The organism is Cohaesibacter sp. ES.047, from assembly GCF_900215505.1.
Taxonomy (GTDB): Bacteria; Pseudomonadota; Alphaproteobacteria; order Rhizobiales; family Cohaesibacteraceae; genus Cohaesibacter.
This window is the reverse complement of record NZ_LT907844.1, coordinates 4,672,063-4,697,932: the sequence shown is the minus strand read 5'-3', so window position 1 is coordinate 4,697,932 and position 25,870 is coordinate 4,672,063. Positions and strand designations below refer to the sequence as shown.

Below are 25,870 nucleotides of genomic sequence, written 5' to 3'. Positions count from 1 at the left end.
TTGAAAATCCGCAGCCTTAACGGGCGTTTTTCTCAAGAGCCTGCACAATCCTGTGACGGGCTTTTTGGCCAACCGCCCATATAGCGAGACGAGGAGCGACGATGGCTCAGACGTTTTCTGGTCGTAACAAGCTAAGAAAATACTTCGGTCATATTATTGAAGTGGCAGACATGCCAAACCTCATTGAGGTTCAAAAAGCTTCCTATGACCAGTTTTTGCAAGTGGATGAACCCGCCTCTGGACGCCTTGATGAAGGTCTTCAGGCGGTGTTTTCATCTGTATTTCCAATCTCGGATTTTTCGGGATCGGCGCAGCTCGAATTCGTGCGTTTCGAATTTGAGGCACCCAAGTATGACACCGAGGAATGCCGCCTTCGCGGGATGACCTACTCGGCACCGCTGAAGCTGACCCTTCGCCTCATCGTTTTCGAGGTGGATGAGGATACAGGTGCGCGGTCCGTCAAGGACATCAAGGAGCAGGATGTCTATATGGGCGACATGCCGCTCATGACCGACAAGGGGACATTCATTGTCAACGGCACCGAGCGTGTGATAGTTTCCCAGATGCACCGCTCTCCGGGCGTGTTCTTCGATCATGACAAGGGCAAGAGCCATTCTTCAGGTAAACTTCTGTTTGCCGCGCGCATCATTCCTTATCGTGGCTCATGGCTCGATATTGAATTCGATGCCAAGGATATCGTCTTTGCCCGTATCGACCGTCGTCGCAAGATTCCGGTTTCCAGTCTGCTGTTCGCTTTGGGTATGGATACAGAAGAAATTCTGGAAACTTACTATAACAAAGTCACCTATGAACGCGCGGATGGTGCCTGGCGTGTTGCCTTTGATGGCGAAGCCCTCAAGGGAACCAAGCCGGATACAGATCTTGTCGATGCCCTGACCGGTGAAGTGGTCTTTGAAGCTGGCAAGAAGCTGACCGCGCGTCAGATCAAGAAACTGACCGAGGGTGGCCTGACCTACCTCAAGGTTGATGACATTGATCTGCATGGCAAATATCTTGCTGAAGATGCTGTAAGCCTGACCTCTGGCGAGATCTTCGTTGAAGCCGGTGAGGAAATCGACGAGAAAAATCTCCAGTTGCTGAAGGATTCCGGCTTCGACGAGATTTCGGTTCTCAACATCGACCATGTTACGGTTGGTGGGTATATCCGCAACACGCTGTCTGTCGACAAGAACTCGGATCGCGAATCCGCACTGTTCGATATCTACCGCGTGATGCGCCCCGGTGAACCGCCGACCATCGAGACTGCTGAAGCGATGTTTGAATCGCTGTTCTTCGATTCCGAGCGTTACGATCTTTCCGCCGTTGGCCGCGTCAAGATGAACATGCGCATGGATCTCGATGTCGAGGACACCGTTCGTATTTTGCGCAAGGAAGACATTGTCGAAGTCATTCGCACTCTGCTTGATCTGCGTGATGGCAAGGGCGAGATCGACGACATTGACAACCTTGGCAACCGTCGTGTCCGTTCGGTTGGCGAGCTGATGGAAAACCAGTATCGCATCGGTCTTTTGCGCATGGAGCGCGCGATCAAGGAACGTATGTCCTCGATCGAGATCGACACCGTGATGCCGCAGGATCTCATCAACGCCAAACCGGCTGCTGCTGCCGTACGCGAGTTCTTTGGCTCGTCCCAGCTTTCGCAGTTCATGGACCAGAACAACCCGCTGTCGGAAATTACCCACAAGCGCCGTCTTTCGGCTCTTGGGCCGGGTGGTCTGACCCGTGAGCGTGCCGGGTTTGAGGTGCGCGACGTGCATCCGACTCACTATGGCCGTATCTGTCCGATTGAAACGCCCGAGGGGCCGAACATTGGTCTGATCAACTCTCTGGCCACTTTTGCGCGCGTCAACAAATACGGCTTCATCGAGTCGCCTTATCGCAAGGTTAAAGATGGGCGTGTGTCCGACGAGGTTATCTATCTTTCTGCAATGGAAGAGGCCAAGCACTATGTTGCTCAGGCCAACATCCCGCTGAATAACGACAACAGCTTCGTTGACGAGACCGTTATCTGCCGTCATGCGGGTGATGTGATGCTGACGCCGGCTGATCGTGTCGATTTCATGGACGTTTCGCCCAAGCAGTTGGTCTCTGTTGCTGCGGCGCTTATTCCATTCCTTGAAAACGATGACGCCAACCGCGCTCTGATGGGCTCGAACATGCAGCGTCAGGCCGTGCCTCTGGTGCGCGCCGAAGCGCCGTTCGTTGGTACGGGCATGGAGCCGATTGTGGCACGGGATTCCGGCGCCGCAATTGCTGCAAGCCGTACTGGTGTCGTCGATCAGGTGGATGCGACCCGTATCGTTGTTCGGGCAACCGAAGAGCGTGACCCGAACAAGTCCGGTGTCGATATCTATCGTCTGGCCAAATTCCAGCGTTCAAACCAGTCGACCTGCATCAACCAGCGTCCGCTCGTGGCTGTTGGGGATCTTGTGACCAAAGGCGAGATCATTGCGGACGGTCCTTCGACCGATCTTGGTGATCTGGCGCTAGGCCGCAACTGTCTCGTGGCCTTCATGCCTTGGAACGGTTATAACTTCGAAGACTCCATTCTTCTTTCCGAACGCATCGTGAAGGAAGATATCTTCACCTCGATCCATATCGAGGAATTCGAAGTGATGGCCCGCGATACCAAGCTTGGACCAGAAGAGATCACACGTGATATTCCGAACGTTTCGGAAGAATCTCTGAAAAATCTCGACGAGGCTGGCATCACCTATATTGGTGCGGAAGTGAAGCCGGGCGATATTCTGGTCGGCAAGATTACACCGAAGGGCGAAAGCCCGATGACACCGGAAGAAAAGCTTCTGCGTGCCATCTTTGGTGAGAAAGCTTCCGACGTTCGTGATACCTCCCTGCGCATGCCTCCGGGAACCTTTGGTACCGTTGTTGAGGTTCGTGTGTTCAACCGTCACGGCATCGACAAGGACGAACGCGCCATGTCGATCGAGCGTGAGGAAATTGAACGCCTCGCGAAAGACCGTGATGACGAACAGGCGATCCTTGATCGCAACGTCTATGGTCGTCTTGCAGACATGCTCAATGGTCACGTTGGCACAGCTGGTCCGAAAGGCTTCCGCAAGGATACCACCATCACCCAGGCGGAGATGGCTGAGTTCCCACGGAGCCAGTGGTGGCTGTTTGCTGTCGAAGATGAAAAGCTGATGGGTGAAGTAGAAGCCCTGCGCAATCAGTATGACGACAGCCGCAAGCGTCTTGAGCAGCGTTTCATCGACAAGGTCGAGAAACTGCAGCGTGGTGACGAACTGCCGCCGGGCGTCATGAAAATGGCCAAGGTCTTCATCGCGATCAAGCGTAAGCTTCAGCCGGGTGATAAGATGGCTGGTCGTCACGGCAACAAGGGTGTGGTTTCCCGCATCGTGCCGATTGAGGACATGCCTTATCTGGAAGACGGTACCCACGTTGATATCGTTTTGAACCCGCTTGGTGTGCCGTCGCGCATGAACGTTGGTCAGATTCTCGAAACCCATCTTGGCTGGGCCTGTGCAGGCATGGGCCACAAGATTGGCAAGATGTATGACGACTACCGGAAAAATGGTAACCTTGAGCCATTGCGTAAAGAGCTGAGTGACGTTTATCATGACAATGGCAAGAATCTAAAAGTCATTGAGCATGATGATGAAAGCGTCATCCGCATCGCGCAGCAGGTTCGTAAGGGCGTATCCATCGCGACGCCGGTCTTTGACGGCGCTCATGAGCCTGACATTGTTGAAATGCTGGAAAAATCGGGCCTTCATAGTTCCGGGCAGTCCACGCTCTTTGACGGTCAGACAGGCGAGCAATTCGACCGTCCGGTGACAGTGGGCTATATTTATATGCTCAAGCTGCACCATCTGGTCGACGAGAAGATCCACGGTCGTTCGATTGGCCCATACAGTCTTGTTACCCAGCAGCCGCTTGGTGGTAAGGCCCAGTTTGGTGGTCAGCGCTTCGGTGAGATGGAGGTCTGGGCGCTGGAAGCTTATGGCGCAGCCTACACCTTGCAGGAAATGCTCACCGTCAAGTCGGATGACGTCGCTGGCCGTACCAAGGTCTACGAAGCGATTGTTCGTGGCGATGATACGTTTGAAGCCGGTATTCCGGAGAGCTTCAACGTCCTCGTCAAGGAGATCCGGTCCCTTGGTCTGAATATGGAGCTGGAAGATAGCCAGCGCCTGCTCGACCTTGAGCCGAATGATACACCGCCTGCGGACGCTGCTGAATAAGCGGCGCCCGATTAAAGAAACCCGAGGCATATTTTCGGAACGGATCGCGGGGTGAAAACCCGTGATCCGTCTAACCGTAGAGGAGACCCCATGAACCAAGAGGTCATGAATCTTTTCAGTCCGCAGGCTCAGGCCCAGACCTTCGACCAGATTCGCGTGTCCATCGCGAGCCCGGAGAAGATTCTGAGTTGGTCATTTGGTGAAATCAAAAAGCCCGAAACGATCAACTACCGGACATTCAAGCCCGAACGCGATGGCTTGTTCTGTGCACGCATTTTTGGTCCGATCAAGGACTATGAATGCTTGTGCGGCAAATACAAGCGCATGAAGTACAAAGGCATCATCTGCGAAAAGTGCGGTGTGGAAGTGACCCTTTCACGCGTGCGCCGCGAGCGGATGGGACATATCGAACTGGCAGCGCCCGTTGCGCATATCTGGTTCCTCAAGTCTCTGCCAAGCCGCATCGGCCAGCTCTTGGACATGACGCTCAAGGATCTTGAGCGCGTTCTCTATTTCGAGAACTATATTGTCGTTGAGCCCGGTCTGACGCCGCTCAAGGAATATCAGCTCCTCAGTGAAGAGGAGTATATCATCGCACAGGACGAGTATGGCGAAGATACCTTCACCGCCATGATCGGTGCCGAGGCGATCCGCGAAATTCTGGCATCTCTTGATCTGGAACAGATCTCCGAGAAACTGCGTCAGGAAATTGCTGAGAGCACCTCGTCGCTTAAGCCGATCAAGCTTGCCAAGCGTCTGAAGATTGTGGAAGCCTTCATCGAATCCGGTAACCGTCCGGAATGGATGATCATGACCATTGTTCCGGTCATTCCTCCCGATCTGCGTCCGCTTGTGCCGCTCGATGGTGGCCGGTTTGCAACGTCCGACCTCAACGATCTATATCGTCGTGTGATCAACCGTAACAACCGTCTGAAGCGTCTTATGGAGCTGCGTGCGCCGGATATCATCATCCGGAACGAAAAACGCATGCTGCAGGAGTCTGTTGATGCGCTGTTCGACAACGGTCGTCGTGGCCGCGTCATTACCGGTGCCAACAAACGTCCGCTGAAGTCGCTGTCCGACATGCTCAAGGGTAAGCACGGTCGTTTCCGTCAGAACCTTCTGGGTAAACGCGTCGACTATTCCGGTCGTTCCGTTATCGTGGTTGGTCCTGAGTTGAAGCTGCACCAGTGCGGTCTGCCGAAGAAGATGGCGCTTGAGCTGTTCAAGCCGTTCATCTATTCGCGTCTTGATGCCAAGGGCTATTCAACGACGGTCAAACAGGCCAAGAAATTGGTAGAGAAGGGCAAGCCGGAAGTCTGGGATATCCTTGAAGAGGTCATCCGCGAGCATCCGGTCATGCTGAACCGTGCGCCGACGCTCCACCGTCTTGGCATTCAGGCTTTTGAGCCGATGCTGGTGGAAGGCAAGGCCATTCAGTTGCATCCGCTCGTCTGCTCGGCCTTCAACGCCGACTTCGATGGTGACCAGATGGCCGTTCACGTGCCTCTGTCGCTTGAAGCTCAGCTCGAAGCGCGCGTCTTGATGATGTCCACCAACAACATCCTGCATCCGGCCAACGGTACTCCGATTATCGTTCCGTCTCAGGATATTGTTCTTGGCCTTTACTATCTCTCGATCATGAACGAGAACGAGCCGGGTGAGGGGAGTCTCTTCTCCGATATCGGCGAGTTGCATCATGCGCTTGAGACCAAGGCGGTCACTCTGCATGCCAAGGTCAAGGGTCGGTTCAAGACCGTTGATGAAGAAGGCAACCCGATTTCACAGATCTATGAGACCACTCCAGGTCGCATGCTGATTGGTGAACTTCTGCCGCGTCATCCGGGCATTTCCTTCGAGGAATGCAACAAGCTGATGACCAAGAAGGAAATCTCTCGGATGATCCATGCCGTCTACCGCCAGTGCGGTCAGAAGGAAACGGTCATCTTCTGTGACAAGATCATGGGTCTCGGGTTTAACCGCGCGTTCCGTGCCGGCATTTCGTTCGGTATGGATGACATGGTTATTCCGGATTCCAAAGCTGGTCTCATCGAAACCACCGGCACCATGGCGCTGGAGTTTGAACAGCAATATAACGACGGTCTCATCACGCAAGGCGAGAAATACAACAAGGTTGTTGATGCCTGGGCGAAATGTACCGACCGTGTTGCCGATGAGATGATGAAACGCATTCAGGCGATTGAGGTCGATGAAGAAACCGGTCGCCAGAAGCAGATGAACTCGGTTTACATGATGGCCCACTCCGGGGCGCGTGGTTCACCGGCCCAGATGAAACAGCTTGCCGGTATGCGTGGTCTGATGGCCAAACCGTCGGGCGAGATCATCGAAACGCCGATCATCTCGAACTTTAAAGAAGGCCTTACTGTGATGGAGTACTTCAACTCCACCCATGGTGCCCGTAAGGGTCTGGCCGATACCGCTCTGAAGACCGCGAACTCCGGTTACCTCACCCGGCGTCTGGTGGATGTGGCGCAGGATTCGATCATCACCGAGGTTGATTGCGGGTCTGAAGAAGGTCTTGAAGTTGGTGTGATCGTTGATGCCGGTCAGATCGTTGCTTCTCTTGGGACGCGTACTCTTGGCCGTACTGCGGCTGAGGATGTGGTGAACCCGAAAACGGGCAACGTGATCGTTCCGAAAGGCCGGATCATCTCGGAAGAGGATGTCTACGAGATCGAGAACTGCGGTCTGCAGACCATCACGGTTCGTTCGGTTCTGACCTGTCATTCGCGCAACGGTGTTTGTGCGGCATGTTACGGTCGCGACTTGGCACGTGGTACCGAGGTGAATATCGGTGAGGCTGTCGGCGTTATCGCGGCTCAGTCGATCGGTGAACCGGGCACCCAGCTGACCATGCGTACCTTCCACATTGGTGGTACGGCGCAGGTGGTTGACAGCTCCTTCATCGAAGCCAACTTCGAAGGCACGATTCAGTTGCGCAACCGCAATGTGGCTCGCGACTCCGACGGACGGCTTGTGACCCTTGGGCGTAACGTCGCCATTGTCATTATTGATGATGAAGGCAACGAACGTTCGGTCAACAAGCTTACTTACGGTTCGCACCTGCATGTCGATGAAGGGGATCGGGTTACCCGCGGCCAGCGTCTGGCCGAATGGGATCCTTACACCCGTCCGGTGCTTTGTGAGGTGGATGGTGTCGTTGATTTCGAAGACATGGCAGAAGGTCTGTCGGTCAGCGAGGCAACGGATGAGTCCACCGGTATCACCAAGCGTGTCGTCATCGACTGGCGGTCAAACCCACGCTCTGTAGACATGAAGCCGGCGATCACCATCCGTAATGGTGATGGCAAGCTTCTGACCCTGCCGCGTGGTGGCGATGCCCGCTATATGTTGCAGGTCGAGTCGATCCTTTCGGTTCAGCCCGGCAACAAGGTTGGTGCTGGTGACGTTCTGGCCCGTGTTCCGATGGAAAGCGCCAAGACAAAAGACATCACCGGTGGTCTGCCACGTGTGGCCGAACTGTTCGAAGCGCGTCGTCCGAAAGATCACGCTATCATCGCAGATATCGATGGCACGATCCGCTTTGGTCGCGACTACAAAAACAAACGCCGCATTGTGCTCGAACCGCATGATGAGTCGCTTGAGCCAATTGAATATCTGATCCCGAAAGGGCGCCCGTTCCATCTTCAGGAAGGTGACCCGATCGAAAAAGGTGAATATATTCTCGATGGCAACCCGGCACCGCATGACATTCTGGCCGTGAAGGGCGTTGCTGCTCTGGCTGAATATCTCGTCAACGAGATTCAGGATGTTTATCGTCTGCAAGGTGTGGGCATCAACGACAAGCACATTGAAGTGATTGTTCGTCAGATGCTGCAGAAAGTTGAAATCGAAGAACAGGGCGATAGCTACTTCCTGCATGCGGAGCATATCGATCGCCTTGAATTCGAGGAAGAGAATGAACGTTTGGCTGGAGAGGGCAAGCGTCCTGCAAAAGGCAAGCCGGTTCTGCTTGGTATCACCAAGGCCAGCTTGCAGACCCGTTCGTTCATCTCTGCAGCCTCCTTCCAGGAGACCACACGCGTTCTGACCGAAGCTTCGGTCCAAGGCAAGATCGATACGCTCGAAGGCCTGAAAGAGAACGTTATCGTGGGTCGTCTCATCCCGGCCGGTACTGGTCGTGTGATGTCCGGCTTGCGCCGTGTGGCGACGCATCGCGATGATCTCATTCTGGAAGAACGCCAGCGGACACAGTCCCTGAGTTCTACGCCGAAGATCCGCGATATGTCGGACCAGCCTCCGGTGGAGCCCGCTGAATAAGCGATAAAGTCAAATTCGAAAATCAGAAGGGCCGCCTTGCTTCGCAGGGGGGCCCTTTTTTAATCCTGTGTCTCACGTCGCGCGGCCCCACTTTTAACATATTCGGTCAGGTACATGCGCCCTTTGAAAAGGGGATGAAGCGATGGTTTGTCTTGGTTGTGTTTTCAAGGCCAGCAAGATGAGAACGTCTTGCCTGGTATTGGTTGTTGGGGTTCTGACGGCTACGTCCTCCTTTGCTAACTGCCAAGATGCAAGCGGCAATGGGTTTGAGCTCAAGGGCGCGACCGCTGTGCAGGACGAGAAGGGCTTGGAGTGGCAACGCTGTGCCGTGGGGATGCGCTGGTCGGGCGGGGAGGGAACCTGTGTTGGTGAACCCCAGGGGCGCGGTTTGGAAGAGATGAAACTTGAGGCGAAGAAACTCGGGCAGGGCTGGCGCGTGCCAACCGCGGAAGAGTTTGACAACATCTACTTTGAGAGCTGTTCCGGCCCCAAGATCGATACGATTGTCTTTCCGGGAATAGAGGCTTCTGATTTTGGAGATGGCGCCGAGTTCTGGACTGTAACCTCGGCCACGCTTCCCCGTATGTATTACTACTTCAACATCACCCATGGCTATGTTGATGCGCACAGTGCGGGATTTTCTCTGTCCGGTTTGCTTGTCAGGAATCACCAGTAACTCGGCCAAGGTTTCTTAGCGAATCTGTTGTAGAGGAGCTTGTTGAGGGGCGGTCCGATAGCTCTGTTTTCTCGCCAATAAGAGGGAAGAATCGGCGGTTTCACGCGAAGGGTCTGAGATGGTGTCTTGATGTTGCGGATTCTGTTGTAGATGAGCAATAAAAATACAATGATTTCCTACAAATGGTGGGTTTCTGGGAATCTTCATCAGGGGGGTTGACGAGATTGTAAAGTCAGAGTAGTTTCGCGCCACTTCTCGGATAGGCCGTAAGCACTCACGATCGAAGGCGCCACGTTTTCGAACCAAGACTGCTTAAACGATGTCCGTATTTATGAAGCTGAGATTGACTGGCTCAAGATTGCGGCTCCGGCTGTAATCCTCTGGTTTTCACAGCGCCGTTCGCGGCAAGGGTCGCGCGATGGTGCGCTTTTGTGCGTGCGGACGGTGCATTTGGTAATTCGGGCAGTTCCGGCGATCGCCTGATCGATGGAAGTGCGTTGCACCAACTAAACATGGCGTTTCCTTGCCATCTTGACGTGTCAAGTTGACCGGGGCGCCTTAGTTCAGAGAGATCTGAAAGGCACACGTTAATGCCAACCATTAACCAGCTTATTCGTAAGCCGCGCAAGGCGCCGGTAAAGCGAAATAAAGTTCCGGCCATGGAGGCCTGCCCCCAGAAGCGGGGTGTATGTACGCGCGTCTATACCACTACGCCGAAAAAGCCGAACTCGGCTCTGCGTAAGGTTGCCAAGGTGCGTCTGACCAACGGGTTCGAGGTTATCGGCTACATCCCTGGTGAGGGCCATAACCTGCAGGAACACTCGGTTGTGATGATCCGCGGCGGTCGCGTGAAAGATTTGCCCGGTGTTCGTTATCACATTCTTCGCGGTGTGCTGGATACGCAGGGTGTTAAAGACCGTAAACAGCGCCGTTCTAAATATGGTGCAAAGCGGCCTAAATAAGCCGCTTATTGGAGTTCTGGTCACATGTCACGTCGCCATAGTGCAGAAAAACGCGTTATCAACCCGGATCCGAAATTCGGTGATATCGTTGTTTCAAAATTCATGAACAGCATCATGCTGGACGGCAAAAAGTCCGTTTCAGAAAGCATCGTTTACGGTGCTCTTGATGCTGTTGAAGGCAAATTGAAGCAGAATCCGGTTGAGGTGTTCCACACCGCTCTGGAAAATGTCATGCCTGCTGTTGAGGTTCGCTCCCGCCGTGTTGGTGGTGCGACCTACCAGGTTCCTGTCGACGTTCGCACAGAACGCAAGCAGGCTCTGGCTATCCGCTGGATCATTACAGCAGCTCGTAATCGCAACGAACGCACCATGGTTGATCGCCTGTCCGGCGAACTTCTCGACGCGTTCAACAATCGCGGTTCTGCAGTCAAAAAACGCGAAGATACGCATCGTATGGCGGAAGCCAACCGTGCATTCTCGCATTATCGCTGGTAAACCTTTAGGGGCGAAGTCATGGCACGCAGCCACAAGATTGAGGACTATCGTAACTTCGGCATCATGGCCCACATTGATGCTGGTAAGACGACGACTACTGAGCGTATCCTCTTTTATACCGGAAAAAGCCATAAGATTGGCGAAGTTCATGATGGTGCTGCCACCATGGACTGGATGGCTCAGGAGCAGGAGCGTGGCATTACGATCACGTCTGCCGCAACCACTTGCTTCTGGCGCGAAAAGCGTCTGAACATCATCGATACTCCAGGCCACGTTGACTTCACCATTGAGGTTGAGCGTTCCTTGCGTGTGCTTGATGGCGCTGTTTGTGCCCTTGATGCCAACGCAGGTGTCGAACCGCAGACCGAGACTGTCTGGCGTCAGGCTGACAAATACGCCGTGCCGCGGATGATCTTCGTCAACAAGATGGATAAGCTTGGTGCCGACTTCTTCCGCTGCGTGCAGATGATCAAGGACCGTCTTGGTGCTGTTCCGCTTTGCCTGCAGCTGCCAATCGGTTCCGAGAGCGAATTCACCGGTGTTGTTGATCTGATCAACATGCGCGCCATCATCTGGCTCGAAGAGTCTCTCGGTGCTAAATTTGAGTATCGTGATATTCCTGCTGAGCTTGCTGATCAGGCTGCAGAATACCGTGAAACTCTCATCGAGACCGTTGTGGAAGCTGACGAAGCGGCCATGGAAGCGTATCTGGAAGGTGATGAGCCCTCCAATGAAAAGATCATGGAACTGATCCGTAAGGGCACCATTGCCAACGAATTCGTTCCGATCCTGTGCGGTACTGCTTTCAAGAACAAAGGCGTTCAGCCTTTGCTCGACGCTGTGGTCGACTATCTGCCGAGCCCGATTGATATTGAATCAATCCGTGGTATCGACGCGAAAACCGAAGAGCCGATCGAGCGTCATGCTGATGACGAAGAGCCCTTCTCCATGCTGGCCTTCAAGATTGCAAACGACCCGTTCGTTGGCTCTCTGACTTTCTGCCGCGTCTATTCCGGTAAGCTTGATGCAGGTACCTCTGTTCTCAATACCGTGAAAGAGAAGCGTGAACGTGTTGGCCGTATGCTGCAGATGCATTCGAACTCACGGGAAGACATCAAGGAAGCCTTTGCTGGTGACATCGTTGCTATCGCGGGCCTCAAGGACACCACCACGGGTGACACGCTGTGTGATCCGCTGAACCCGGTTATCCTTGAGCGCATGGAATTCCCTGATCCGGTCATCGAGATCGCTGTTGAGCCCAAAACCAAGGCCGACCAAGAAAAGATGGGCCTTGCGCTCAACCGCTTGGCTGCCGAGGATCCTTCCTTCCGCGTTAAAACGGATGAAGAATCCGGTCAGACCATCATGGCTGGCATGGGTGAGCTGCATCTTGATATTCTCGTTGACCGCATGAAACGCGAATTCAAGGTCGAGGCAAATATCGGTGCGCCGCAGGTTGCTTACCGTGAAACCATCACCAAAGAAGAGACCGTTGACTACACCCATAAGAAACAGTCCGGTGGTACCGGTCAGTTCGGTCGGGTGAAAATCGTCATTAGTCCTAACGAAGTTGGTGCTGGCTTTGAATTCAAGTCCTCTATCGTTGGTGGTGCTATTCCCAAGGAATACATCCCCGGTGTTGAAAAGGGCATTCGGTCCGTCATGACCGCAGGTCCTCTGGCTGGCTTCCCGATGGTGGACATCAAGGTCGATCTTATCGACGGTGCCTTCCATGATGTTGACTCCTCGGTACTGGCCTTCGAGATCGCTTCTCGTGCCGGTTTCCGCGAAGGCTGCAAAAAGGCAGGTCCGAAACTGCTTGAACCGATGATGAAAGTCGAAGTTGTCACTCCAGAAGAATACATGGGCGACATCATCGGCGACATCAACTCCCGCCGCGGTCAGATTTCTGGTACCGAAGCTCGCGGCGTTGTCACCGTTGTCACCGCTATGGTGCCGCTGGCCAATATGTTCGGGTATGTGAACAACCTTCGTTCCCAGTCCCAGGGTCGCGCGCAATATAGCATGGTGTTCGATCACTATGCGCAAGTGCCTCAGGCCGTTGCAGACGAGGTTCAGGCGAAATACGCCTAATCTTAGCAATTGTTCCGCACTTAACGAAATTCGAAGAATGGAGACTTTCCTATGGCTAAGGAAAAGTTTGAACGTAACAAGCCGCATGTGAACATCGGCACGATTGGTCACGTTGACCATGGTAAAACTACCCTGACAGCAGCGATCACCATGACCCTTGCGGAAACTGGTGGCGCGACGGCGAAAGCCTATGACGAGATTGATGGTGCGCCTGAAGAAAAAGCACGCGGCATCACGATCTCTACGGCTCACGTTGAGTATGAGACGGAAAACCGTCACTACGCTCACGTCGACTGCCCGGGCCACGCTGACTATGTGAAAAACATGATCACTGGTGCGGCTCAGATGGACGGCGCTATCCTGGTCTGCTCTGCAGCTGATGGCCCGATGCCCCAGACCCGTGAGCACATCCTGCTTGCCCGTCAGGTTGGCGTTCCTGCGCTTGTTGTTTACCTGAACAAAGTTGACCAGGTTGACGATGAAGAGCTTCTCGAGCTTGTTGAAATGGAAGTTCGCGAACTTCTGGACAGCTACGAATTCCCTGGCGATGATATCCCCATCGTTAAAGGCTCTGCTCTTGCTGCCGTTGAAAACCGTGATCCGGAAATCGGCCGTAACTCCATCACTGAGCTGATGGCTGCGGTTGATGACTACATCCCGACCCCGGAACGTCCTGTCGACCTTCCGTTCCTGCTGCCGATCGAAGACGTTTTCTCGATCTCTGGCCGTGGTACGGTTGTTACCGGTCGTGTTGAACGCGGCAAGGTGCATGTTGGTGACGAGATTGAAATCGTCGGCATCAAAGACACTCAGAAAACCACCTGTACCGGTGTTGAAATGTTCCGCAAGCTGCTTGATAGCGGTGAAGCAGGCGACAACGTCGGTGTTCTTCTGCGTGGTACCAAGCGTGAGGACGTTGAGCGCGGTCAGGTTCTTTGTAAGCCGGGTTCAGTTAACCCGCATACCAAGTTCAAGGCAGAAGCCTACATCCTGACGAAAGAAGAAGGTGGTCGTCATACCCCGTTCTTCACCAACTATCGTCCGCAGTTCTATTTCCGCACCACCGACGTGACCGGTGTTGTGACCCTTGATGAGGGCGTGGAAATGGTTATGCCTGGCGATAACGTGAACATGAATGTCGAGCTGATCGTACCGATCGCCATGGAAGAAAAGCTGCGCTTCGCTATTCGCGAAGGTGGCCGTACCGTCGGCGCCGGTATCGTTGGCGCTATCGTCGAATAATCATTAGGGCAGGGGTGCCATGGGCACGCCCGAGGCACCCCAGTCTTTGAGGTTGAAAATATGAACGGTCAGAATATTCGAATTCGCCTTAAGGCATTCGACCATCGCATTCTCGATACGTCGGCGAAGGAAATTGTTTCCACGGCTAAGCGCACAGGCGCTAATGTTCGTGGTCCGGTTCCCCTTCCGACCCACATTGAGAAGTTCACTGTCAACCGTTCGCCGCATGTCAACAAGAAAAGCCGTGAGCAGTTCGAGATCCGTACGCACAAGCGTCTCCTCGATATCATCGATCCGACCCCTCAGACGGTCGATGCCCTCATGAAGCTTGACCTTGCGGCCGGTGTGGACGTTGAAATTAAGCTCTAAAGAGCGAGAGGCAAGAGTAGCCATGCGTTCTGGTGTGATCGCACAGAAGTTGGGAATGACCCGAATTTATACCGAGGACGGCGAGCACGTTCCGGTGACAGTTCTCAAAATCGAGAACTGTCAGGTAGTCGCCCAGCGAACTGTACAGAAAAACGGCTATACCGCACTTCAGTTGGGTGTAGGTAAAGCCAAAGTCAAAAATGTAACTCAGCCAATGCGCGGCCACTTCGCCGTTGCAAAGGTCGAACCGAAACGGAAAGTTGCAGAGTTTCGTGTCAGCGAAGACAATCTCATCGAGATTGGTGCCGAGTTGACTGCGGATCACTATGTAGCTGGACAGCATGTGGATGTTGTTGGTACGTCAATTGGTAAGGGCTTTGCCGGCGCCATGAAACGCCACAACTTCGGTGGTGGTCGTGAAACGCACGGCAACTCCCTTTCCCACCGTGCGCATGGTTCGACGGGTCAGTGTCAGGATCCAGGCAAGGTCTTTAAAGGCAAGAAGATGGCAGGTCACATGGGGTCTACCCGCGTAACCACGCAGAATCTGAAAGTCGTCAAGACCGATGCCGATCGTGGTCTGGTGCTGGTTCAGGGTGCTGTTCCCGGTTCCAAAGGCGGCTGGATCCTTATCAAGGATGCCGTCAAAAGAGCACGTCCGGCAGAAGCTCCGCTTCCTGGTGCAATCCGAGCTGCTGCTGCAGCCGCGGAAGCTCCTGCAGCTGAAGCTCCAGCTGAGGGGGGGGAATAAGAATGGAACTCAAGATCAAAACCCTCGATGGCAAAGCTGCCGGTTCTATCGACGTTTCTGACGATGTGTTCGGTCTCGAGCCGCGCGCGGACATTATTGCCCGCATGGTTCGCTACCAGCAGTTGAAGAAAATGGCAGGCACACACAAGACCAAAACCCGTGCGGAAATCACGGGCACAACCAAGAAATACCTTCGTCAGAAGGGTTCTGGTGGCGCCCGTCACGGCAACAAGAAAGTTCCGCAGTTCCGTGGTGGTGGTCGTGCGTTCGGTCCGGTCCTTCGGGATCACGGCGTCGAGTTGCCAAAGAAAATTCGTGCGCTTGCGCTCAAACATGCCCTGTCGACCAAAGCCAAGAATGACAATCTGATCATTCTGGACGATGCGAAAGCAGAGGCACCAAAGACCGCAGCCGTGAAGAAACAGTTCTCCGGTCTGGGCATCGAAAATGCACTCATTATTTCCGGCAAGGAAGTTGATGAGAATTTCGCAAAAGCTGCCCGCAATATCGTTGGTATCGATGTGTTGCCGGTTCAGGGGATCAACGTTGTTGATGTTCTGCGTCGCAATACTCTGGTGCTAACCAAGGCCGCAGTCGATGCTCTGGAGGAACGGTTCAAATGACCACCCTTCGTCATTACGATATCATCCGCAGCCCGGTGATCACCGAGAAAGCCACCATTCAGTCCGAACAGGACAAGGTTGTTTTCAACGTATCCAAGGATGCGACCAAAACAGAAATCAAGGCCGCCGTTGAGGCCCTGTTTTCCGTCAAAGTCAAAAGCGTGAATACTCTGCTCCGCAAGGGCAAGGTTAAACGCTTCAAAGGCATTGTCGGCAAACAGGTTGATGTCAAAAAAGCGATTGTTACCCTCGAAGAGGGCCAATCCATTGACGTCACGACTGGTCTTTAAGCAACACGGGGATAGGCTTTAAGTCATGGCACTCAAGACCTTCAAACCGACAAGCCCAGGCACCCGTCAGTTGGTGATTGTTGACCGTTCCGATCTTTGGAAAGGAAAACCGGTCAAAACCCTCACCGAAGGCCTGACCAAGTCTGGTGGTCGTAACAATGCTGGTCGCGTCACGTCACGTCGTCGTGGTGGCGGTCACAAGCGTTCCTACCGTATGATCGACTTCAAGCGTCGCAAGTTTGACGTTGTCGGCACGGTAGAGCGACTCGAATATGATCCTAACCGTACGGCATTCATTGCTCTGGTTACGTATGAAGACGGCGAGCAGGCCTACATCCTTGCTCCTCAGCGCCTGCGCGCTGGCGACAAGGTTGTCTCTGCCAACAAAGCCGCCGACATCAAACCGGGCAACGCCATGCCGCTGGCCAACATGCCTGTTGGTACCATCATCCACAATGTGGAGATGAAACCTGGCAAAGGCGGTCAGATTGCTCGCTCCGCTGGTGCTTATGCCCAGCTGGTGGGACGTGACCACGGTTATGCGATCGTTCGTTTGAATTCCGGTGAAACGCGTTTGGTCCAAGGGGCCTGCATGGCATCTGTCGGTGCTGTTTCAAACCCGGAACATTCAAACATCAATCTCGGTAAAGCCGGTCGTAACCGTTGGCTCGGTAAGCGTCCGGAAGTGCGCGGTGTCGTTATGAACCCGGTTGATCACCCGCATGGTGGTGGTGAGGGCCGGACCTCTGGTGGCCGTCATCCTGTGTCTCCATGGGGTAAGCCGACCAAAGGCAAGCGTACTCGCTCCAACAAGTCGACCGACAAGTTCATTGTTCGTAGTCGGCATCAGCGCAAGAAATAAGGGTTAACCGATGGCACGTTCTGTTTGGAAAGGTCCGTTTGTTGACGGATACCTCCTGAAGAAGGCAGACAAGGTTCGCTCTTCTGGTCGCAGCGAAGTGATCAAGACATGGAGCAGACGCTCCACGATCTTGCCGCACTTCGTCGGTCTCACCTTTGGTGTGTATAACGGTCAGAAGCATGTACCGGTTCTCGTCTCGGAAGAGATGGTCGGTCACAAGTTCGGCGAATTTTCTCCCTCCCGTACCTACTATGGTCACGGGGCCGACAAAAAGGCTAAGAGGAAATAATGGGTAAGGCAAAACGCGCACGCGTCCTGAAAGACAATGAAGCACAAGCGGTTCTCCGCATGCTTCGCACGTCTCCGCAGAAGCTGAACCTTGTCGCAGCAATGATCCGGGGGAAAAAGGTAGATACGGCTTTGGCCGACCTGTCGTTCTCCTCCAAGCGCATTGCCCGTGATGTTAAAAAGTGTTTGGAATCTGCGATCGCCAACGCTGAAAACAACCATGAACTGGATGTTGACAGCCTGATTGTAGCAGAAGCATATGTTGGTAAGGCACTTGTGATGAAACGCTGGCAGCCGCGGGCTCGCGGTCGCGTCGGCAAGATCCTCAAGCCTTTCTCCAACCTGACGATCGTTGTTCGTGAAGTTGAGGAGACTGCCTGATGGGTCACAAGGTCAATCCAATCGGACTTCGTCTAGGCATCAACCGCACTTGGGATTCCCGCTGGTACGCGGTCAAGGGCGAGTATGGCAGCCTTCTGCACGAAGACTATGCAATTCGCTCCATGCTTGAGAAAGAACTCAAGCAGGCAGCGGTGTCCAAGATTGTTATCGAGCGCCCGCACAAAAAGTGCCGCGTTACCATTCACTCTGCTCGTCCGGGCATCGTGATCGGTAAAAAAGGTGCCGATATCGAGAAACTTCGCGCCAAGGTCGGCAAACTGACCAGCTCTGACGTACACATCAACATTGTTGAAGTACGCAAGCCGGAAACCGATGCCAACCTGGTCGCCCAGTCCATCGCTCAACAGCTGGAACGCCGTGTTGCTTTCCGCCGTGCGATGAAACGGGCCGTCCAGTCCGCTATGCGGATGGGTGCTGAAGGTATTCGTATCAACTGTGCTGGCCGTCTGGGTGGCGCCGAGATCGCACGGACCGAATGGTACCGTGAAGGTCGCGTGCCGCTTCATACCCTGCGCGCCGACATCGATTACGGTACTGCTGAGGCTTTGACTGCTTACGGCATCTCCGGCATCAAGGTGTGGATCTACAAAGGCGAGATCATGGAACATGATCCAATGGCCTCTGAACGTCGCGCCTCTGAAGGTCAGGATGCAGGCAATAACAATAGCCACCAGCGTCGTCGTAGCAACAAGCCTGCTGCTTAATGTTGGCCTCTAGCTGAGTTAAGAGAGATAAAAAATGCTGCAACCTAAGCGCACAAAATATCGCAAGCAGCACAAAGGCCGCATTCACGGCAACGCAAAGGGCGGCTACGAGCTGACCTTTGGTGCCTACGGTCTTAAGGCTCAGGAGCCTGCGCGCATCACCGCTCGTCAGATCGAAGCTGCGCGACGTGCTATGACCCGTCACATGAAACGTGCCGGGCGTGTGTGGATCCGTGTGTTCCCGGATGTGCCTGTATCCAAGAAACCTACCGAAGTCCGTATGGGTAAAGGTAAAGGTTCTCCTGAATATTGGGCCGCTCGTGTAGCTCCGGGCCGGATCATGTTTGAAATTGATGGTGTACCGGTCGATATCGCCCGCGAAGCCATGCGGCTTGCTGCTGCGAAGCTCCCAATCAAGACACGCTTCGTAGAGCGCATCGCCGACTAACGGTGTGAAGGGAAAGACCCATGAAAGCATCAGATGTCCGCGCGATGACGTCGGACCAAATTGCTGATGAGCTGGAAAAACTGAAGAAAGAGCAGCTTAACCTGCGCTTTCAGCAGGCCACTGGTCAGTTGGAAAATACTGTGCGTGTTCGGCAAGTTCGCCGCGATATCGCACGCCTGATGACGATCGCTCGTGCAAACAGCGCATCGGCAGCAGAATAGGAGAGACGGGATGCCAAAGAGAATTTTGCAAGGCCTCGTCGTCAGCGACAAGCAAGACAAGACTGTCGTCGTCAAAGTCGAACGCCGCTTCACGCACCCGCTTCTCAAGAAGACTGTGCGTCGTTCAAAGCGTTACCAGGCTCACGACGAGGGTAATGCCTTCAAAATAGGTGATCAGATCTTCATTGAGGAATCTGCCCCTATTTCGAAATCGAAACGTTGGGTTGTAGTTGGCAAGGATCTTCCTTCCTCTTGACCCGATTTGTGAAATTGGACGTAAATCCGGCGCAGCGATGCGCAACGGAAAAATTATAAAGGCGGCCAGTCATGATTCAGATGCAAACAAACCTTGACGTAGCGGATAACTCCGGCGCACGTCGTGTCATGTGCATCAAAGTGCTCGGCGGCTCCAAACGGAAATATGCTGGCATTGGCGACATCATTGTCGTTTCTGTCAAGGAAGCTATTCCGCGTGGACGCGTCAAGAAGGGCGACGTGATGAAGGCAGTTGTGGTTCGTACCGCAAAGGCTATTCGTCGTCCGGATGGCAGCGTCATCCGTTTTGACCGCAGTGCAGCTGTTCTTGTGAACAACAACAAGGAGCCAGTAGGGACCCGTATCTTCGGCCCGGTTCCGCGTGAGCTTCGTGCGCACAACCATATGAAAATCATTTCCCTTGCTCCGGAGGTGCTATAATGGCTGCGAAACTCAAAAAGGGTGATCGCGTCATTGTTCTTGCCGGCAAAGACAAGGGCAAGAGCGGTGAAATTGTGCAAGTCATGCCAGCTGAACAGCGGGCAGTCGTGCGCGGTATCAACCTGGTCAAACGCCACCAGCGTCAGACACAGACCCAGGAAGGCGGCATCGTTACCAAAGAAGCCCCGATCCATCTGTCAAATCTGGCGATTGCCGATCCGAAAGACAACAAACCTTCTCGCGTTGGTTTTGAAGTCAAGGAAGACGGCACCAAGGTGCGTGTGGCCAAGCGTTCAGGAGATGTGATTGATGGCTGAGGCTGCTTACGCTCCGCGTCTCAAGACGCAGTATGAAAACACGATCCGCGCCAACATGCAGGAAAAATTCGGTTTCTCTAATCCGCATCGGATGCCGAAACTGGAAAAAGTTGTCCTGAACATGGGTGTCGGTGAAGCGGTTGCTGATTCCAAGAAGATCAAATCTGCCTTGGAAGACCTAGAAGCCATTGCCGGTCAGAAGCCGGTGGTGACGAAAGCGCGTAAATCCATCGCAACCTTCAAGGTTCGCGAAGGCATGCCGATTGGTGTGAAAGTAACGTTGCGCGGCGACCGTATGTACGAATTCCTCGATCGTCTGATCACGATTGCACTGCCTCGGGTACGTGACTTCCGTGGTCTTAACGGGAAAAGCTTCGACGGCAATGGCAACTATGCCATGGGCCTTAAAGAGCACATCGTTTTCCCAGAGATCGATTATGACAAAGTTGATCAGGTATGGGGCATGGACATCATCGTGTGCACAAGCACAAATGACGATGACGAAGCACGTGCTCTTCTGAGTGAATTCAACTTCCCGTTCAGCCGATAAGGTCCCGCGGAAAGTACGAGGAAATAGAAATGGCTAAAAAGAGCTCTGTTGAAAAGAACAAGACTCGCGAACGCCTGGTTTCGAAATACGCTGCAAAGCGGGCGAAACTGAAAGCACTTGCGAACGATGAGTCTCTGTCTCTTGAAGAGCGGTTCAAGGCTCGCCTGAAGCTTGCCGAGCTTCCGCGCAACTCCGCATCCGTCCGCATCCGCAACCGCTGCGAAGTCACGGGTCGTCCCCGTGGTTATTATCGCAAGTTGAAGATGTCCCGTATTTCTCTTCGTGAGCTGGGCAACATGGGTAAGATCCCTGGCCTGGTGAAGTCGAGCTGGTAAGGAGCGCGGTGCAATGTCAATGACTGATCCCCTTGGGGATATGCTAACACGCATCCGCAATGCGCAGATGCGTAGCAAAGTAAAAGTTTCCACTCCTGCCTCCAAATTGCGTCAGCGTGTGCTTGACGTACTGGCATCAGAGGGTTACATCCGCGGCTATACCACCGTCGAATTCGAAGGCGGCAAGTCCGAGCTCGAAATCGAGCTGAAATACTTCGATGGAGAGCCGGTGATCCGTGAAATCCAGCGTGTGTCCAAACCAGGTCGCCGTGTGTATGCATCCGTGAAGAATATTCCGCGCATTCAGAATGGTCTTGGTGTGTCTATCGTCTCCACCCCTAAAGGTGTGATGGCCGATCATGATGCTCGTGAGCAAAACGTAGGTGGTGAGGTCCTGTGCCGCGTCTTCTGATGCGGTACTGATCTTATTCCTCCAGATCCGGACAGGTTAGTCTTATGTCACGAATTGGCAAAAAGCCTGTTGCAGTCCCTGAGGGAGTTACTGCAACGATTGATGGCAAGACCGTCAAAGCTAAGGGACCGAAGGGTGAACTTACCTTCGTACTCTGCGACGACGTTAATGCTAAAATGACGGATGACGGGATTCTGGTCGAGCCGCGCAACAAGTCCAAGACTGCGCGGTCTCTGTGGGGCATGTCCCGCACCCAGATTTCCAACATCCTGAGTGGTGTTTCTGCAGGTTTCGAAAAGAAACTTGACATCAACGGTGTGGGTTACCGCGCCCAGATGAAAGGCAATGATCTTTCACTGGCACTTGGTTTCTCCCACGATGTGCTTTATGAGGTACCTGAGGGCGTAACGGTGGCTTGTCCCAAGCCGACCGAGATCGTCGTCAGCGGTATCGACAAGCAGGCCGTAGGCCAGGTCGCAGCAGAAATCCGCGATTATCGTCCGCCAGAGCCCTACAAAGGCAAAGGCGTCAAATACAGTGATGAATTTATCTTCCGCAAGGAAGGTAAGAAGAAGTAACGGAAAACTATTATGGCGAAGGCACTATCTCAGTTTGAGCGTCGTCGTGCACGTGTACGTCGCGCCCTGAAAAAGACTGCCAACGGCCGTCCGCGTTTGAGTGTAAACCGGTCTTCCAAGCATATCTATGCGCAGATCATCGATGATGTGAAGGGTGTAACCATTGTTGCCGCTTCCTCCATCGAAAAAGATCTTCGTGGTAAGCTTAAGACCGGCGCGGACACAGCCGCCGCTTCAGAAGTTGGTAAGCTCATTGCCGAACGGGCAGTGGCAGCCGGCGTGAAGGACGTGGTCTTTGATCGTGGTGGATATATCTATCACGGACGTATCAAGTCGCTCGCAGATTCTGCGCGCGAAGGCGGATTGAATTTCTAACGCGTCGGGCAACCGATTGCTCAGACGAGAGAAGAAAAGCTCATGAACAAGAAACCTGATCGTAATGATCGTGAAGAGCGCGAGAGCGAGTTCGTCGACCGCCTAGTCCACATCAACCGCGTTGCTAAAGTGGTTAAAGGTGGTCGTCGGTTCGGATTTGCTGCGCTTGTGGTTATCGGTGACCAGAAAGGCCGTGTTGGCTTTGGTCACGGCAAGGCACGTGAAGTGCCAGAAGCCATCCGCAAGGCATCTGACGCTGCTAAACGAAACATGGTTCGTGTACCTCTTCGTGAGGGCCGCACACTGCATCATGACGTGTTCGGTCGCCACGGCGCTGGCAAAGTCATCCTGCGTGCCGCTCCTCCGGGTACCGGTATTATCGCGGGTGGTCCAATGCGTGCAGTGTTTGAAACACTGGGTGTGCAGGACGTGGTGGCCAAATCCACTGGCACCTCGAACCCCTACAACATGGTTCGTGCAACTTTTGATGCCCTGAAAGCAGAAGACAGCCCTCGCGGTGTTGCTGCTCGTCGTGGTCTCAAAGTTTCCACGCTCCAGGCTCGTCGTCGTGTTGCTGATGGAGGCCGTGCCGAAGTCTAAGGCTTTGGCATGTGCTTGCATCCCTAGGATAAGAGGAGCCGGACATGGCTAACAATGAACAGGGTACCGTAACTGTTGAACAGATCGGCAGCCCTTTGCGTCGGCCACATGACCAGCGTGCTACGCTGGTCGGCCTTGGCCTGAACAAATTGCATCGCCGCCGCACCCTTCAGGACTCGCCTGAAGTTCGTGGCATGATCGCAAAAGTCTCTCACCTTGTCCGCGTTGTGGACGAGGACTAGAGGCGGGAGAGTATTATGAAGCTCAACGAAATTCGCGATAACGACGGCGCTACGCATTCTCGCAAGCGCGTTGGTCGCGGCATCGGGTCCGGCATGGGTAAAACCGGCGGACGTGGTGTCAAAGGTCAGAAGTCCCGCTCTGGTGTTGCCATCAAGGGTTTTGAAGGTGGTCAGATGCCTCTGCATCGTCGCCTTCCGAAACGCGGCTTTAACAACATCTTTGCGAAAAACTTCAACACCGTCTCTGTTGGTCGCGTCCAGCAGGCGATTGACGCCGGTAAACTGGATGCATCTGCACCGGTTACCGTTGTCACCCTGAAAGAAGCAGGCGTCTTGCGCCGGGTTCTGGATGGTGTTCGCTTGCTTAGCGATGGCGAGCTGACCTCCAAAGTATCCTTCGAAATCGAAGGTGCTTCCAAGGCAGCGATTGCGACGGTCGAAAAAGCTGGCGGATCGGTCAAGATCCTGGGCAGCGAAGAAGAATAAAAAGAGGGCTCACATGAGCCCTCCTTTTTGCGTTTAGGGCGATGGCGGAGGAGACTTCTTCCGCCACGCTCTATACATTTGTTTGAGCGCACCTATATTTGTTTAACCGGTTTTCCCAGTTCAACACGCGCTATCAGCGGAGTAGATGATGGCTTCGGCAGCAGAACAACTCGCCGCCAATATAAATTTTGGCGCCTTTGCAAAGGCAGAAGAACTCAAGAAACGCATCTGGTTTACGCTGGGTGCTTTGTTGGTTTATCGCCTTGGTACCTATATTCCGCTTCCAGGGATCAATCCTGAAGCTCTTGCGCAGGCCTTTGACAGTCATCAGACTGGCATTCTTGGCATGTTCAACATGTTCTCCGGTGGTGCGGTGGGCCGTATGGCCATCTTTGCTCTGGGGATCATGCCTTACATTTCCGCCTCCATCATCATTCAGCTGATGACGACCGTGTCGCCACAGCTCGAACAGCTGAAGAAGGAAGGCGAGCGTGGCCGCAAGGTCATCAACCAATATACCCGCTACGGTACGGTTATTCTTGCCACCCTGCAGGCCTACGGCATTTCGGTCGGTCTTGAAGGCTCTGGCAACATTGTCACCGATCCGGGCATGTTCTTCCGGTTTTCCGCCGTTTTGACGCTGGTTGGCGGCACCATGTTCATGATGTGGCTTGGCGAGCAGATCACCGCACGTGGCATCGGGAACGGCATTTCGCTGATCATCTTCTCTGGTATTGTTGCCGGTCTTCCTTCGGCTGTTGCCAACACGCTCGAGCTTGGCCGTCAGGGCTCGCTGTCGACCGCTATCATTCTGGGCGTTCTTGCAACGGCTATCATCGTGATTGCCTTCATCGTCTTCATGGAGCGTGCACAGCGTCGTCTGATCATCCAGTATCCGAAGCGTCAGGTTGGCAACAAGATGTTCCAGGGGGATTCGTCCCATCTGCCGCTGAAGCTGAACACTGCCGGTGTCATTCCTCCGATCTTTGCGTCTTCGCTTCTGTTGCTGCCGGCAACCGTTGTGAACTTCGTATCGCGCAACGGGCAGGGGCCTGATTGGCTTAACACCGTCACCGCGCTTCTGGGGCATGGTCAACCTCTGTATATGATGCTTTATGCCGCCTTGATTGTTTTCTTCGTTTTCTTCTACACAGCTATTGTGTTCAATCCGCAGGAAACCGCGGATAATCTGAAGAAGCATGGCGGCTTCGTTCCGGGTATCAGACCCGGCCAGAGGACGGCTGAATATATCGACCGGATCCTGACCCGTATTTCTGTGCTGGGTGCGATTTATCTGGTTCTCGTCTGTCTCTTGCCGGAATTCCTGATTTCCGCGACTGGCGTGCCATTTTATTTCGGAGGAACGTCTCTGCTGATTGTGGTCAGCGTGACAATGGACACCGTATCGCAGATTCAGGGACATTTGCTGGCTCATCAGTATGAAGGGCTGGTCAAGAAATCGAAGTTAAGAGGTAAGCGTCGATGAGACTTATTTTGCTCGGACCTCCGGGCGCAGGGAAGGGAACTCAGGCTGAGCGTCTCGTAAATGAGTATGGCATCAAGCAATTGTCGACTGGCGAAATGCTCCGTGCCGCTGTTGCAGCTAAAACCCCCGTTGGGTTGAAGGTTGCTTCCATTCTGGAAAAGGGCGAACTCGTTTCTGACGAAATCGTCTGTGCGATCATCTCTGATCGTGTTGACGAACCGGATTGTGAGAACGGCTTCATTCTGGACGGGTTCCCTCGGACCATCGCGCAGGCCGAAGCACTCGACAAGCTGCTCGAGGAAAAGAAACTGACCCTTGATGGCGTTGTCGAGATCAGGGTTGACGAAGGCATCCTTCTTGGTCGCATCGAAAGACGCGCGTCTGAAAGCGTTGACGGACCACGTGCGGATGACAATGCCGAGGCATTGAAGAAACGTCTTGCTGTCTATTCTGCGCAGACCGCTCCGCTGGTCGACTATTATGCGAAAACCGGTCTGCTCAAGACCGTTGATGGCATGCAGGATATCGATGGCGTGTTTGCTTCCATCAAGCAAGCTTTGGAAGACTGAGAATCGCTTCTCCTGCTTTAGGCGTTTGGGCGCTGATGTTGGAGTGGTTCAGTCAAAGGTTTTGGAGCCGTTTTTCGCCCTGTGCGGCAGAAATGGCTCCAATGTGTCGCAAGTTTGCGATAAAAGGTTGACTCAACCTGCATGAGTCCGGTAGTAACCGGCGCTAATCATGCAAGTTGTGTGGCCGGTGTTCGGAAGCCATGTCTTTCGGGCACTCTTTTTTGCGTTCTGACAATGCTTTGTTCAGAACC

Annotated in this window: 30 protein-coding genes; all 30 read left to right on the top strand. The window is 53.8% G+C overall.

Annotated elements, in window-relative coordinates; genetic code table 11:
* Positions 1-101 precede the first annotated feature (101 nt).
* The 30 genes from rpoB (at position 102) to CPH65_RS21475 (ending at position 25,619) form a co-directional block, all read left to right on the top strand.
* Positions 102-4,244 carry a DNA-directed RNA polymerase subunit beta gene (gene rpoB / locus CPH65_RS21620; protein WP_096175750.1) on the top strand — a complete coding sequence of 1,381 codons (4,143 nt, stop codon included), beginning with the start codon at positions 102-104 and terminating at the stop codon, positions 4,242-4,244.
* 90 nt (positions 4,245-4,334) lie between these two features.
* On the top strand, positions 4,335-8,546 hold the full coding sequence (gene rpoC / locus CPH65_RS21615) for a DNA-directed RNA polymerase subunit beta' (RefSeq protein ID WP_096175749.1): 4,212 nt from the start codon (positions 4,335-4,337) through the stop codon (positions 8,544-8,546).
* 142 nt (positions 8,547-8,688) lie between these two features.
* The gene (locus CPH65_RS21610; protein ID WP_096175748.1) at positions 8,689-9,222 is read left to right on the top strand and encodes a DUF1566 domain-containing protein; all 534 of its coding nucleotides are present in this window, start codon (positions 8,689-8,691) and stop codon (positions 9,220-9,222) included.
* A 590-nt stretch (positions 9,223-9,812) separates the two neighbouring features.
* Positions 9,813-10,184, top strand: coding sequence for a 30S ribosomal protein S12 (rpsL, locus tag CPH65_RS21605; RefSeq protein WP_090075714.1), 372 nt, complete (start codon positions 9,813-9,815; stop codon positions 10,182-10,184).
* A 24-nt stretch (positions 10,185-10,208) separates the two neighbouring features.
* A complete protein-coding gene (gene rpsG / locus CPH65_RS21600; protein ID WP_096175747.1) occupies positions 10,209-10,679 on the top strand; it encodes a 30S ribosomal protein S7 in 471 nt (156 codons plus the stop codon).
* Positions 10,680-10,697: 18 nt separating this feature from the next.
* Positions 10,698-12,773 carry an elongation factor G gene (gene fusA / locus CPH65_RS21595; RefSeq protein WP_096175746.1) on the top strand — a complete coding sequence of 692 codons (2,076 nt, stop codon included), beginning with the start codon at positions 10,698-10,700 and terminating at the stop codon, positions 12,771-12,773.
* 51 nt (positions 12,774-12,824) lie between these two features.
* Positions 12,825-14,015, top strand: coding sequence for an elongation factor Tu (gene tuf / locus CPH65_RS21590; protein WP_096175745.1), 1,191 nt, complete (start codon positions 12,825-12,827; stop codon positions 14,013-14,015).
* Between the two features lie 60 nt (positions 14,016-14,075).
* Complete coding sequence (gene rpsJ / locus CPH65_RS21585) at positions 14,076-14,384, top strand: 30S ribosomal protein S10 (protein WP_090072145.1); 309 nt, start codon at positions 14,076-14,078, stop codon at positions 14,382-14,384.
* A 22-nt stretch (positions 14,385-14,406) separates the two neighbouring features.
* Positions 14,407-15,135 (top strand): 50S ribosomal protein L3, encoded by a 729-nt coding sequence (gene rplC, locus CPH65_RS21580; protein ID WP_096175744.1) that lies wholly within the window; start codon positions 14,407-14,409, stop codon positions 15,133-15,135.
* A gap of 2 nt (positions 15,136-15,137) precedes the next feature.
* Positions 15,138-15,758 carry a 50S ribosomal protein L4 gene (gene rplD, locus CPH65_RS21575; protein WP_096175743.1) on the top strand — a complete coding sequence of 207 codons (621 nt, stop codon included), beginning with the start codon at positions 15,138-15,140 and terminating at the stop codon, positions 15,756-15,758.
* Complete coding sequence (locus CPH65_RS21570) at positions 15,755-16,048, top strand: 50S ribosomal protein L23 (RefSeq protein ID WP_096175742.1); 294 nt, start codon at positions 15,755-15,757, stop codon at positions 16,046-16,048. The genes rplD and CPH65_RS21570 overlap by 4 nt, the downstream gene beginning before the upstream one ends.
* Before the next feature lie 25 nt (positions 16,049-16,073).
* Entirely contained in the window at positions 16,074-16,910 is an 837-nt protein-coding gene (gene rplB, locus CPH65_RS21565) for a 50S ribosomal protein L2 (RefSeq protein WP_096175741.1), read from the top strand.
* Between the two features lie 10 nt (positions 16,911-16,920).
* Complete coding sequence (gene rpsS / locus CPH65_RS21560; RefSeq protein ID WP_096175740.1) at positions 16,921-17,199, top strand: 30S ribosomal protein S19; 279 nt, start codon at positions 16,921-16,923, stop codon at positions 17,197-17,199.
* Positions 17,199-17,579, top strand: coding sequence for a 50S ribosomal protein L22 (gene rplV / locus CPH65_RS21555; RefSeq protein ID WP_096175739.1), 381 nt, complete (start codon positions 17,199-17,201; stop codon positions 17,577-17,579). The genes rpsS and rplV overlap by 1 nt, the downstream gene beginning before the upstream one ends.
* The gene (gene rpsC / locus CPH65_RS21550) at positions 17,579-18,304 is read left to right on the top strand and encodes a 30S ribosomal protein S3 (protein WP_096175738.1); all 726 of its coding nucleotides are present in this window, start codon (positions 17,579-17,581) and stop codon (positions 18,302-18,304) included. The genes rplV and rpsC overlap by 1 nt, the downstream gene beginning before the upstream one ends.
* A 34-nt stretch (positions 18,305-18,338) precedes the next feature.
* Positions 18,339-18,752, top strand: a complete 414-nt coding sequence (rplP, locus tag CPH65_RS21545; RefSeq protein WP_096175737.1) for a 50S ribosomal protein L16 — start codon at positions 18,339-18,341, stop codon at positions 18,750-18,752.
* Between the two features lie 20 nt (positions 18,753-18,772).
* Positions 18,773-18,973: a 50S ribosomal protein L29 gene (gene rpmC / locus CPH65_RS21540; RefSeq protein WP_096175736.1), complete on the top strand. Its 201-nt coding sequence runs from the start codon at positions 18,773-18,775 to the stop codon at positions 18,971-18,973.
* A 10-nt stretch (positions 18,974-18,983) separates the two neighbouring features.
* Positions 18,984-19,229 carry a 30S ribosomal protein S17 gene (rpsQ, locus tag CPH65_RS21535; protein ID WP_096175735.1) on the top strand — a complete coding sequence of 82 codons (246 nt, stop codon included), beginning with the start codon at positions 18,984-18,986 and terminating at the stop codon, positions 19,227-19,229.
* A gap of 71 nt (positions 19,230-19,300) precedes the next feature.
* Positions 19,301-19,669, top strand: coding sequence for a 50S ribosomal protein L14 (gene rplN / locus CPH65_RS21530; RefSeq protein WP_096175734.1), 369 nt, complete (start codon positions 19,301-19,303; stop codon positions 19,667-19,669).
* Positions 19,669-19,986: a 50S ribosomal protein L24 gene (gene rplX, locus CPH65_RS21525; protein WP_096175733.1), complete on the top strand. Its 318-nt coding sequence runs from the start codon at positions 19,669-19,671 to the stop codon at positions 19,984-19,986. Before rplN ends, rplX begins: the two co-directional genes overlap by 1 nt.
* Positions 19,979-20,536 (top strand): 50S ribosomal protein L5, encoded by a 558-nt coding sequence (rplE, locus tag CPH65_RS21520; protein WP_096175732.1) that lies wholly within the window; start codon positions 19,979-19,981, stop codon positions 20,534-20,536. Before rplX ends, rplE begins: the two co-directional genes overlap by 8 nt.
* Before the next feature lie 29 nt (positions 20,537-20,565).
* The gene (gene rpsN / locus CPH65_RS21515) at positions 20,566-20,871 is read left to right on the top strand and encodes a 30S ribosomal protein S14 (RefSeq protein WP_096175731.1); all 306 of its coding nucleotides are present in this window, start codon (positions 20,566-20,568) and stop codon (positions 20,869-20,871) included.
* A gap of 13 nt (positions 20,872-20,884) precedes the next feature.
* Entirely contained in the window at positions 20,885-21,283 is a 399-nt protein-coding gene (gene rpsH / locus CPH65_RS21510; RefSeq protein WP_096175730.1) for a 30S ribosomal protein S8, read from the top strand.
* A 44-nt stretch (positions 21,284-21,327) separates the two neighbouring features.
* Complete coding sequence (rplF, locus tag CPH65_RS21505; protein ID WP_096175729.1) at positions 21,328-21,861, top strand: 50S ribosomal protein L6; 534 nt, start codon at positions 21,328-21,330, stop codon at positions 21,859-21,861.
* A 12-nt stretch (positions 21,862-21,873) separates the two neighbouring features.
* Positions 21,874-22,236, top strand: coding sequence for a 50S ribosomal protein L18 (gene rplR / locus CPH65_RS21500; protein ID WP_096175728.1), 363 nt, complete (start codon positions 21,874-21,876; stop codon positions 22,234-22,236).
* Positions 22,237-22,278: 42 nt separating this feature from the next.
* Positions 22,279-22,836: a 30S ribosomal protein S5 gene (gene rpsE / locus CPH65_RS21495; protein ID WP_096175727.1), complete on the top strand. Its 558-nt coding sequence runs from the start codon at positions 22,279-22,281 to the stop codon at positions 22,834-22,836.
* Between the two features lie 44 nt (positions 22,837-22,880).
* Positions 22,881-23,078: a 50S ribosomal protein L30 gene (gene rpmD, locus CPH65_RS21490; protein WP_096175726.1), complete on the top strand. Its 198-nt coding sequence runs from the start codon at positions 22,881-22,883 to the stop codon at positions 23,076-23,078.
* Between the two features lie 15 nt (positions 23,079-23,093).
* A complete protein-coding gene (gene rplO / locus CPH65_RS21485) occupies positions 23,094-23,564 on the top strand; it encodes a 50S ribosomal protein L15 (protein ID WP_096175725.1) in 471 nt (156 codons plus the stop codon).
* Positions 23,565-23,712: 148 nt separating this feature from the next.
* Entirely contained in the window at positions 23,713-25,050 is a 1,338-nt protein-coding gene (gene secY, locus CPH65_RS21480) for a preprotein translocase subunit SecY (RefSeq protein ID WP_096176562.1), read from the top strand.
* Entirely contained in the window at positions 25,047-25,619 is a 573-nt protein-coding gene (locus CPH65_RS21475) for an adenylate kinase (RefSeq protein ID WP_096175724.1), read from the top strand. The genes secY and CPH65_RS21475 overlap by 4 nt, the downstream gene beginning before the upstream one ends.
* Positions 25,620-25,870 lie beyond the last annotated feature (251 nt).

Coding starts and splice junctions, on each gene's coding strand:
- rplF (WP_096175729.1), top strand. CDS start 21,328: ATGTCACGAATTGGCAAAAAGCCTGTTGCAGTCCCTGAGGGAGTTACT.
- rplB (WP_096175741.1), top strand. CDS start 16,074: ATGGCACTCAAGACCTTCAAACCGACAAGCCCAGGCACCCGTCAGTTG.
- rpsQ (WP_096175735.1), top strand. CDS start 18,984: ATGCCAAAGAGAATTTTGCAAGGCCTCGTCGTCAGCGACAAGCAAGAC.
- rplC (WP_096175744.1), top strand. CDS start 14,407: ATGCGTTCTGGTGTGATCGCACAGAAGTTGGGAATGACCCGAATTTAT.
- fusA (WP_096175746.1), top strand. CDS start 10,698: ATGGCACGCAGCCACAAGATTGAGGACTATCGTAACTTCGGCATCATG.
- tuf (WP_096175745.1), top strand. CDS start 12,825: ATGGCTAAGGAAAAGTTTGAACGTAACAAGCCGCATGTGAACATCGGC.
- rpsH (WP_096175730.1), top strand. CDS start 20,885: ATGTCAATGACTGATCCCCTTGGGGATATGCTAACACGCATCCGCAAT.
- rpmD (WP_096175726.1), top strand. CDS start 22,881: ATGGCTAACAATGAACAGGGTACCGTAACTGTTGAACAGATCGGCAGC.
- rpsG (WP_096175747.1), top strand. CDS start 10,209: ATGTCACGTCGCCATAGTGCAGAAAAACGCGTTATCAACCCGGATCCG.
- rplD (WP_096175743.1), top strand. CDS start 15,138: ATGGAACTCAAGATCAAAACCCTCGATGGCAAAGCTGCCGGTTCTATC.
- CPH65_RS21570 (WP_096175742.1), top strand. CDS start 15,755: ATGACCACCCTTCGTCATTACGATATCATCCGCAGCCCGGTGATCACC.
- rpoC (WP_096175749.1), top strand. CDS start 4,335: ATGAACCAAGAGGTCATGAATCTTTTCAGTCCGCAGGCTCAGGCCCAG.
- rpsE (WP_096175727.1), top strand. CDS start 22,279: ATGAACAAGAAACCTGATCGTAATGATCGTGAAGAGCGCGAGAGCGAG.
- CPH65_RS21475 (WP_096175724.1), top strand. CDS start 25,047: ATGAGACTTATTTTGCTCGGACCTCCGGGCGCAGGGAAGGGAACTCAG.
- rpoB (WP_096175750.1), top strand. CDS start 102: ATGGCTCAGACGTTTTCTGGTCGTAACAAGCTAAGAAAATACTTCGGT.
- rpsL (WP_090075714.1), top strand. CDS start 9,813: ATGCCAACCATTAACCAGCTTATTCGTAAGCCGCGCAAGGCGCCGGTA.
- rpsN (WP_096175731.1), top strand. CDS start 20,566: ATGGCTAAAAAGAGCTCTGTTGAAAAGAACAAGACTCGCGAACGCCTG.
- rplR (WP_096175728.1), top strand. CDS start 21,874: ATGGCGAAGGCACTATCTCAGTTTGAGCGTCGTCGTGCACGTGTACGT.
- rplP (WP_096175737.1), top strand. CDS start 18,339: ATGCTGCAACCTAAGCGCACAAAATATCGCAAGCAGCACAAAGGCCGC.
- rplX (WP_096175733.1), top strand. CDS start 19,669: ATGGCTGCGAAACTCAAAAAGGGTGATCGCGTCATTGTTCTTGCCGGC.
- rpsJ (WP_090072145.1), top strand. CDS start 14,076: ATGAACGGTCAGAATATTCGAATTCGCCTTAAGGCATTCGACCATCGC.
- rplV (WP_096175739.1), top strand. CDS start 17,199: ATGGGTAAGGCAAAACGCGCACGCGTCCTGAAAGACAATGAAGCACAA.
- secY (WP_096176562.1), top strand. CDS start 23,713: ATGGCTTCGGCAGCAGAACAACTCGCCGCCAATATAAATTTTGGCGCC.
- rpsC (WP_096175738.1), top strand. CDS start 17,579: ATGGGTCACAAGGTCAATCCAATCGGACTTCGTCTAGGCATCAACCGC.
- CPH65_RS21610 (WP_096175748.1), top strand. CDS start 8,689: ATGGTTTGTCTTGGTTGTGTTTTCAAGGCCAGCAAGATGAGAACGTCT.
- rpsS (WP_096175740.1), top strand. CDS start 16,921: ATGGCACGTTCTGTTTGGAAAGGTCCGTTTGTTGACGGATACCTCCTG.
- rplO (WP_096175725.1), top strand. CDS start 23,094: ATGAAGCTCAACGAAATTCGCGATAACGACGGCGCTACGCATTCTCGC.
- rplE (WP_096175732.1), top strand. CDS start 19,979: ATGGCTGAGGCTGCTTACGCTCCGCGTCTCAAGACGCAGTATGAAAAC.
- rpmC (WP_096175736.1), top strand. CDS start 18,773: ATGAAAGCATCAGATGTCCGCGCGATGACGTCGGACCAAATTGCTGAT.
- rplN (WP_096175734.1), top strand. CDS start 19,301: ATGATTCAGATGCAAACAAACCTTGACGTAGCGGATAACTCCGGCGCA.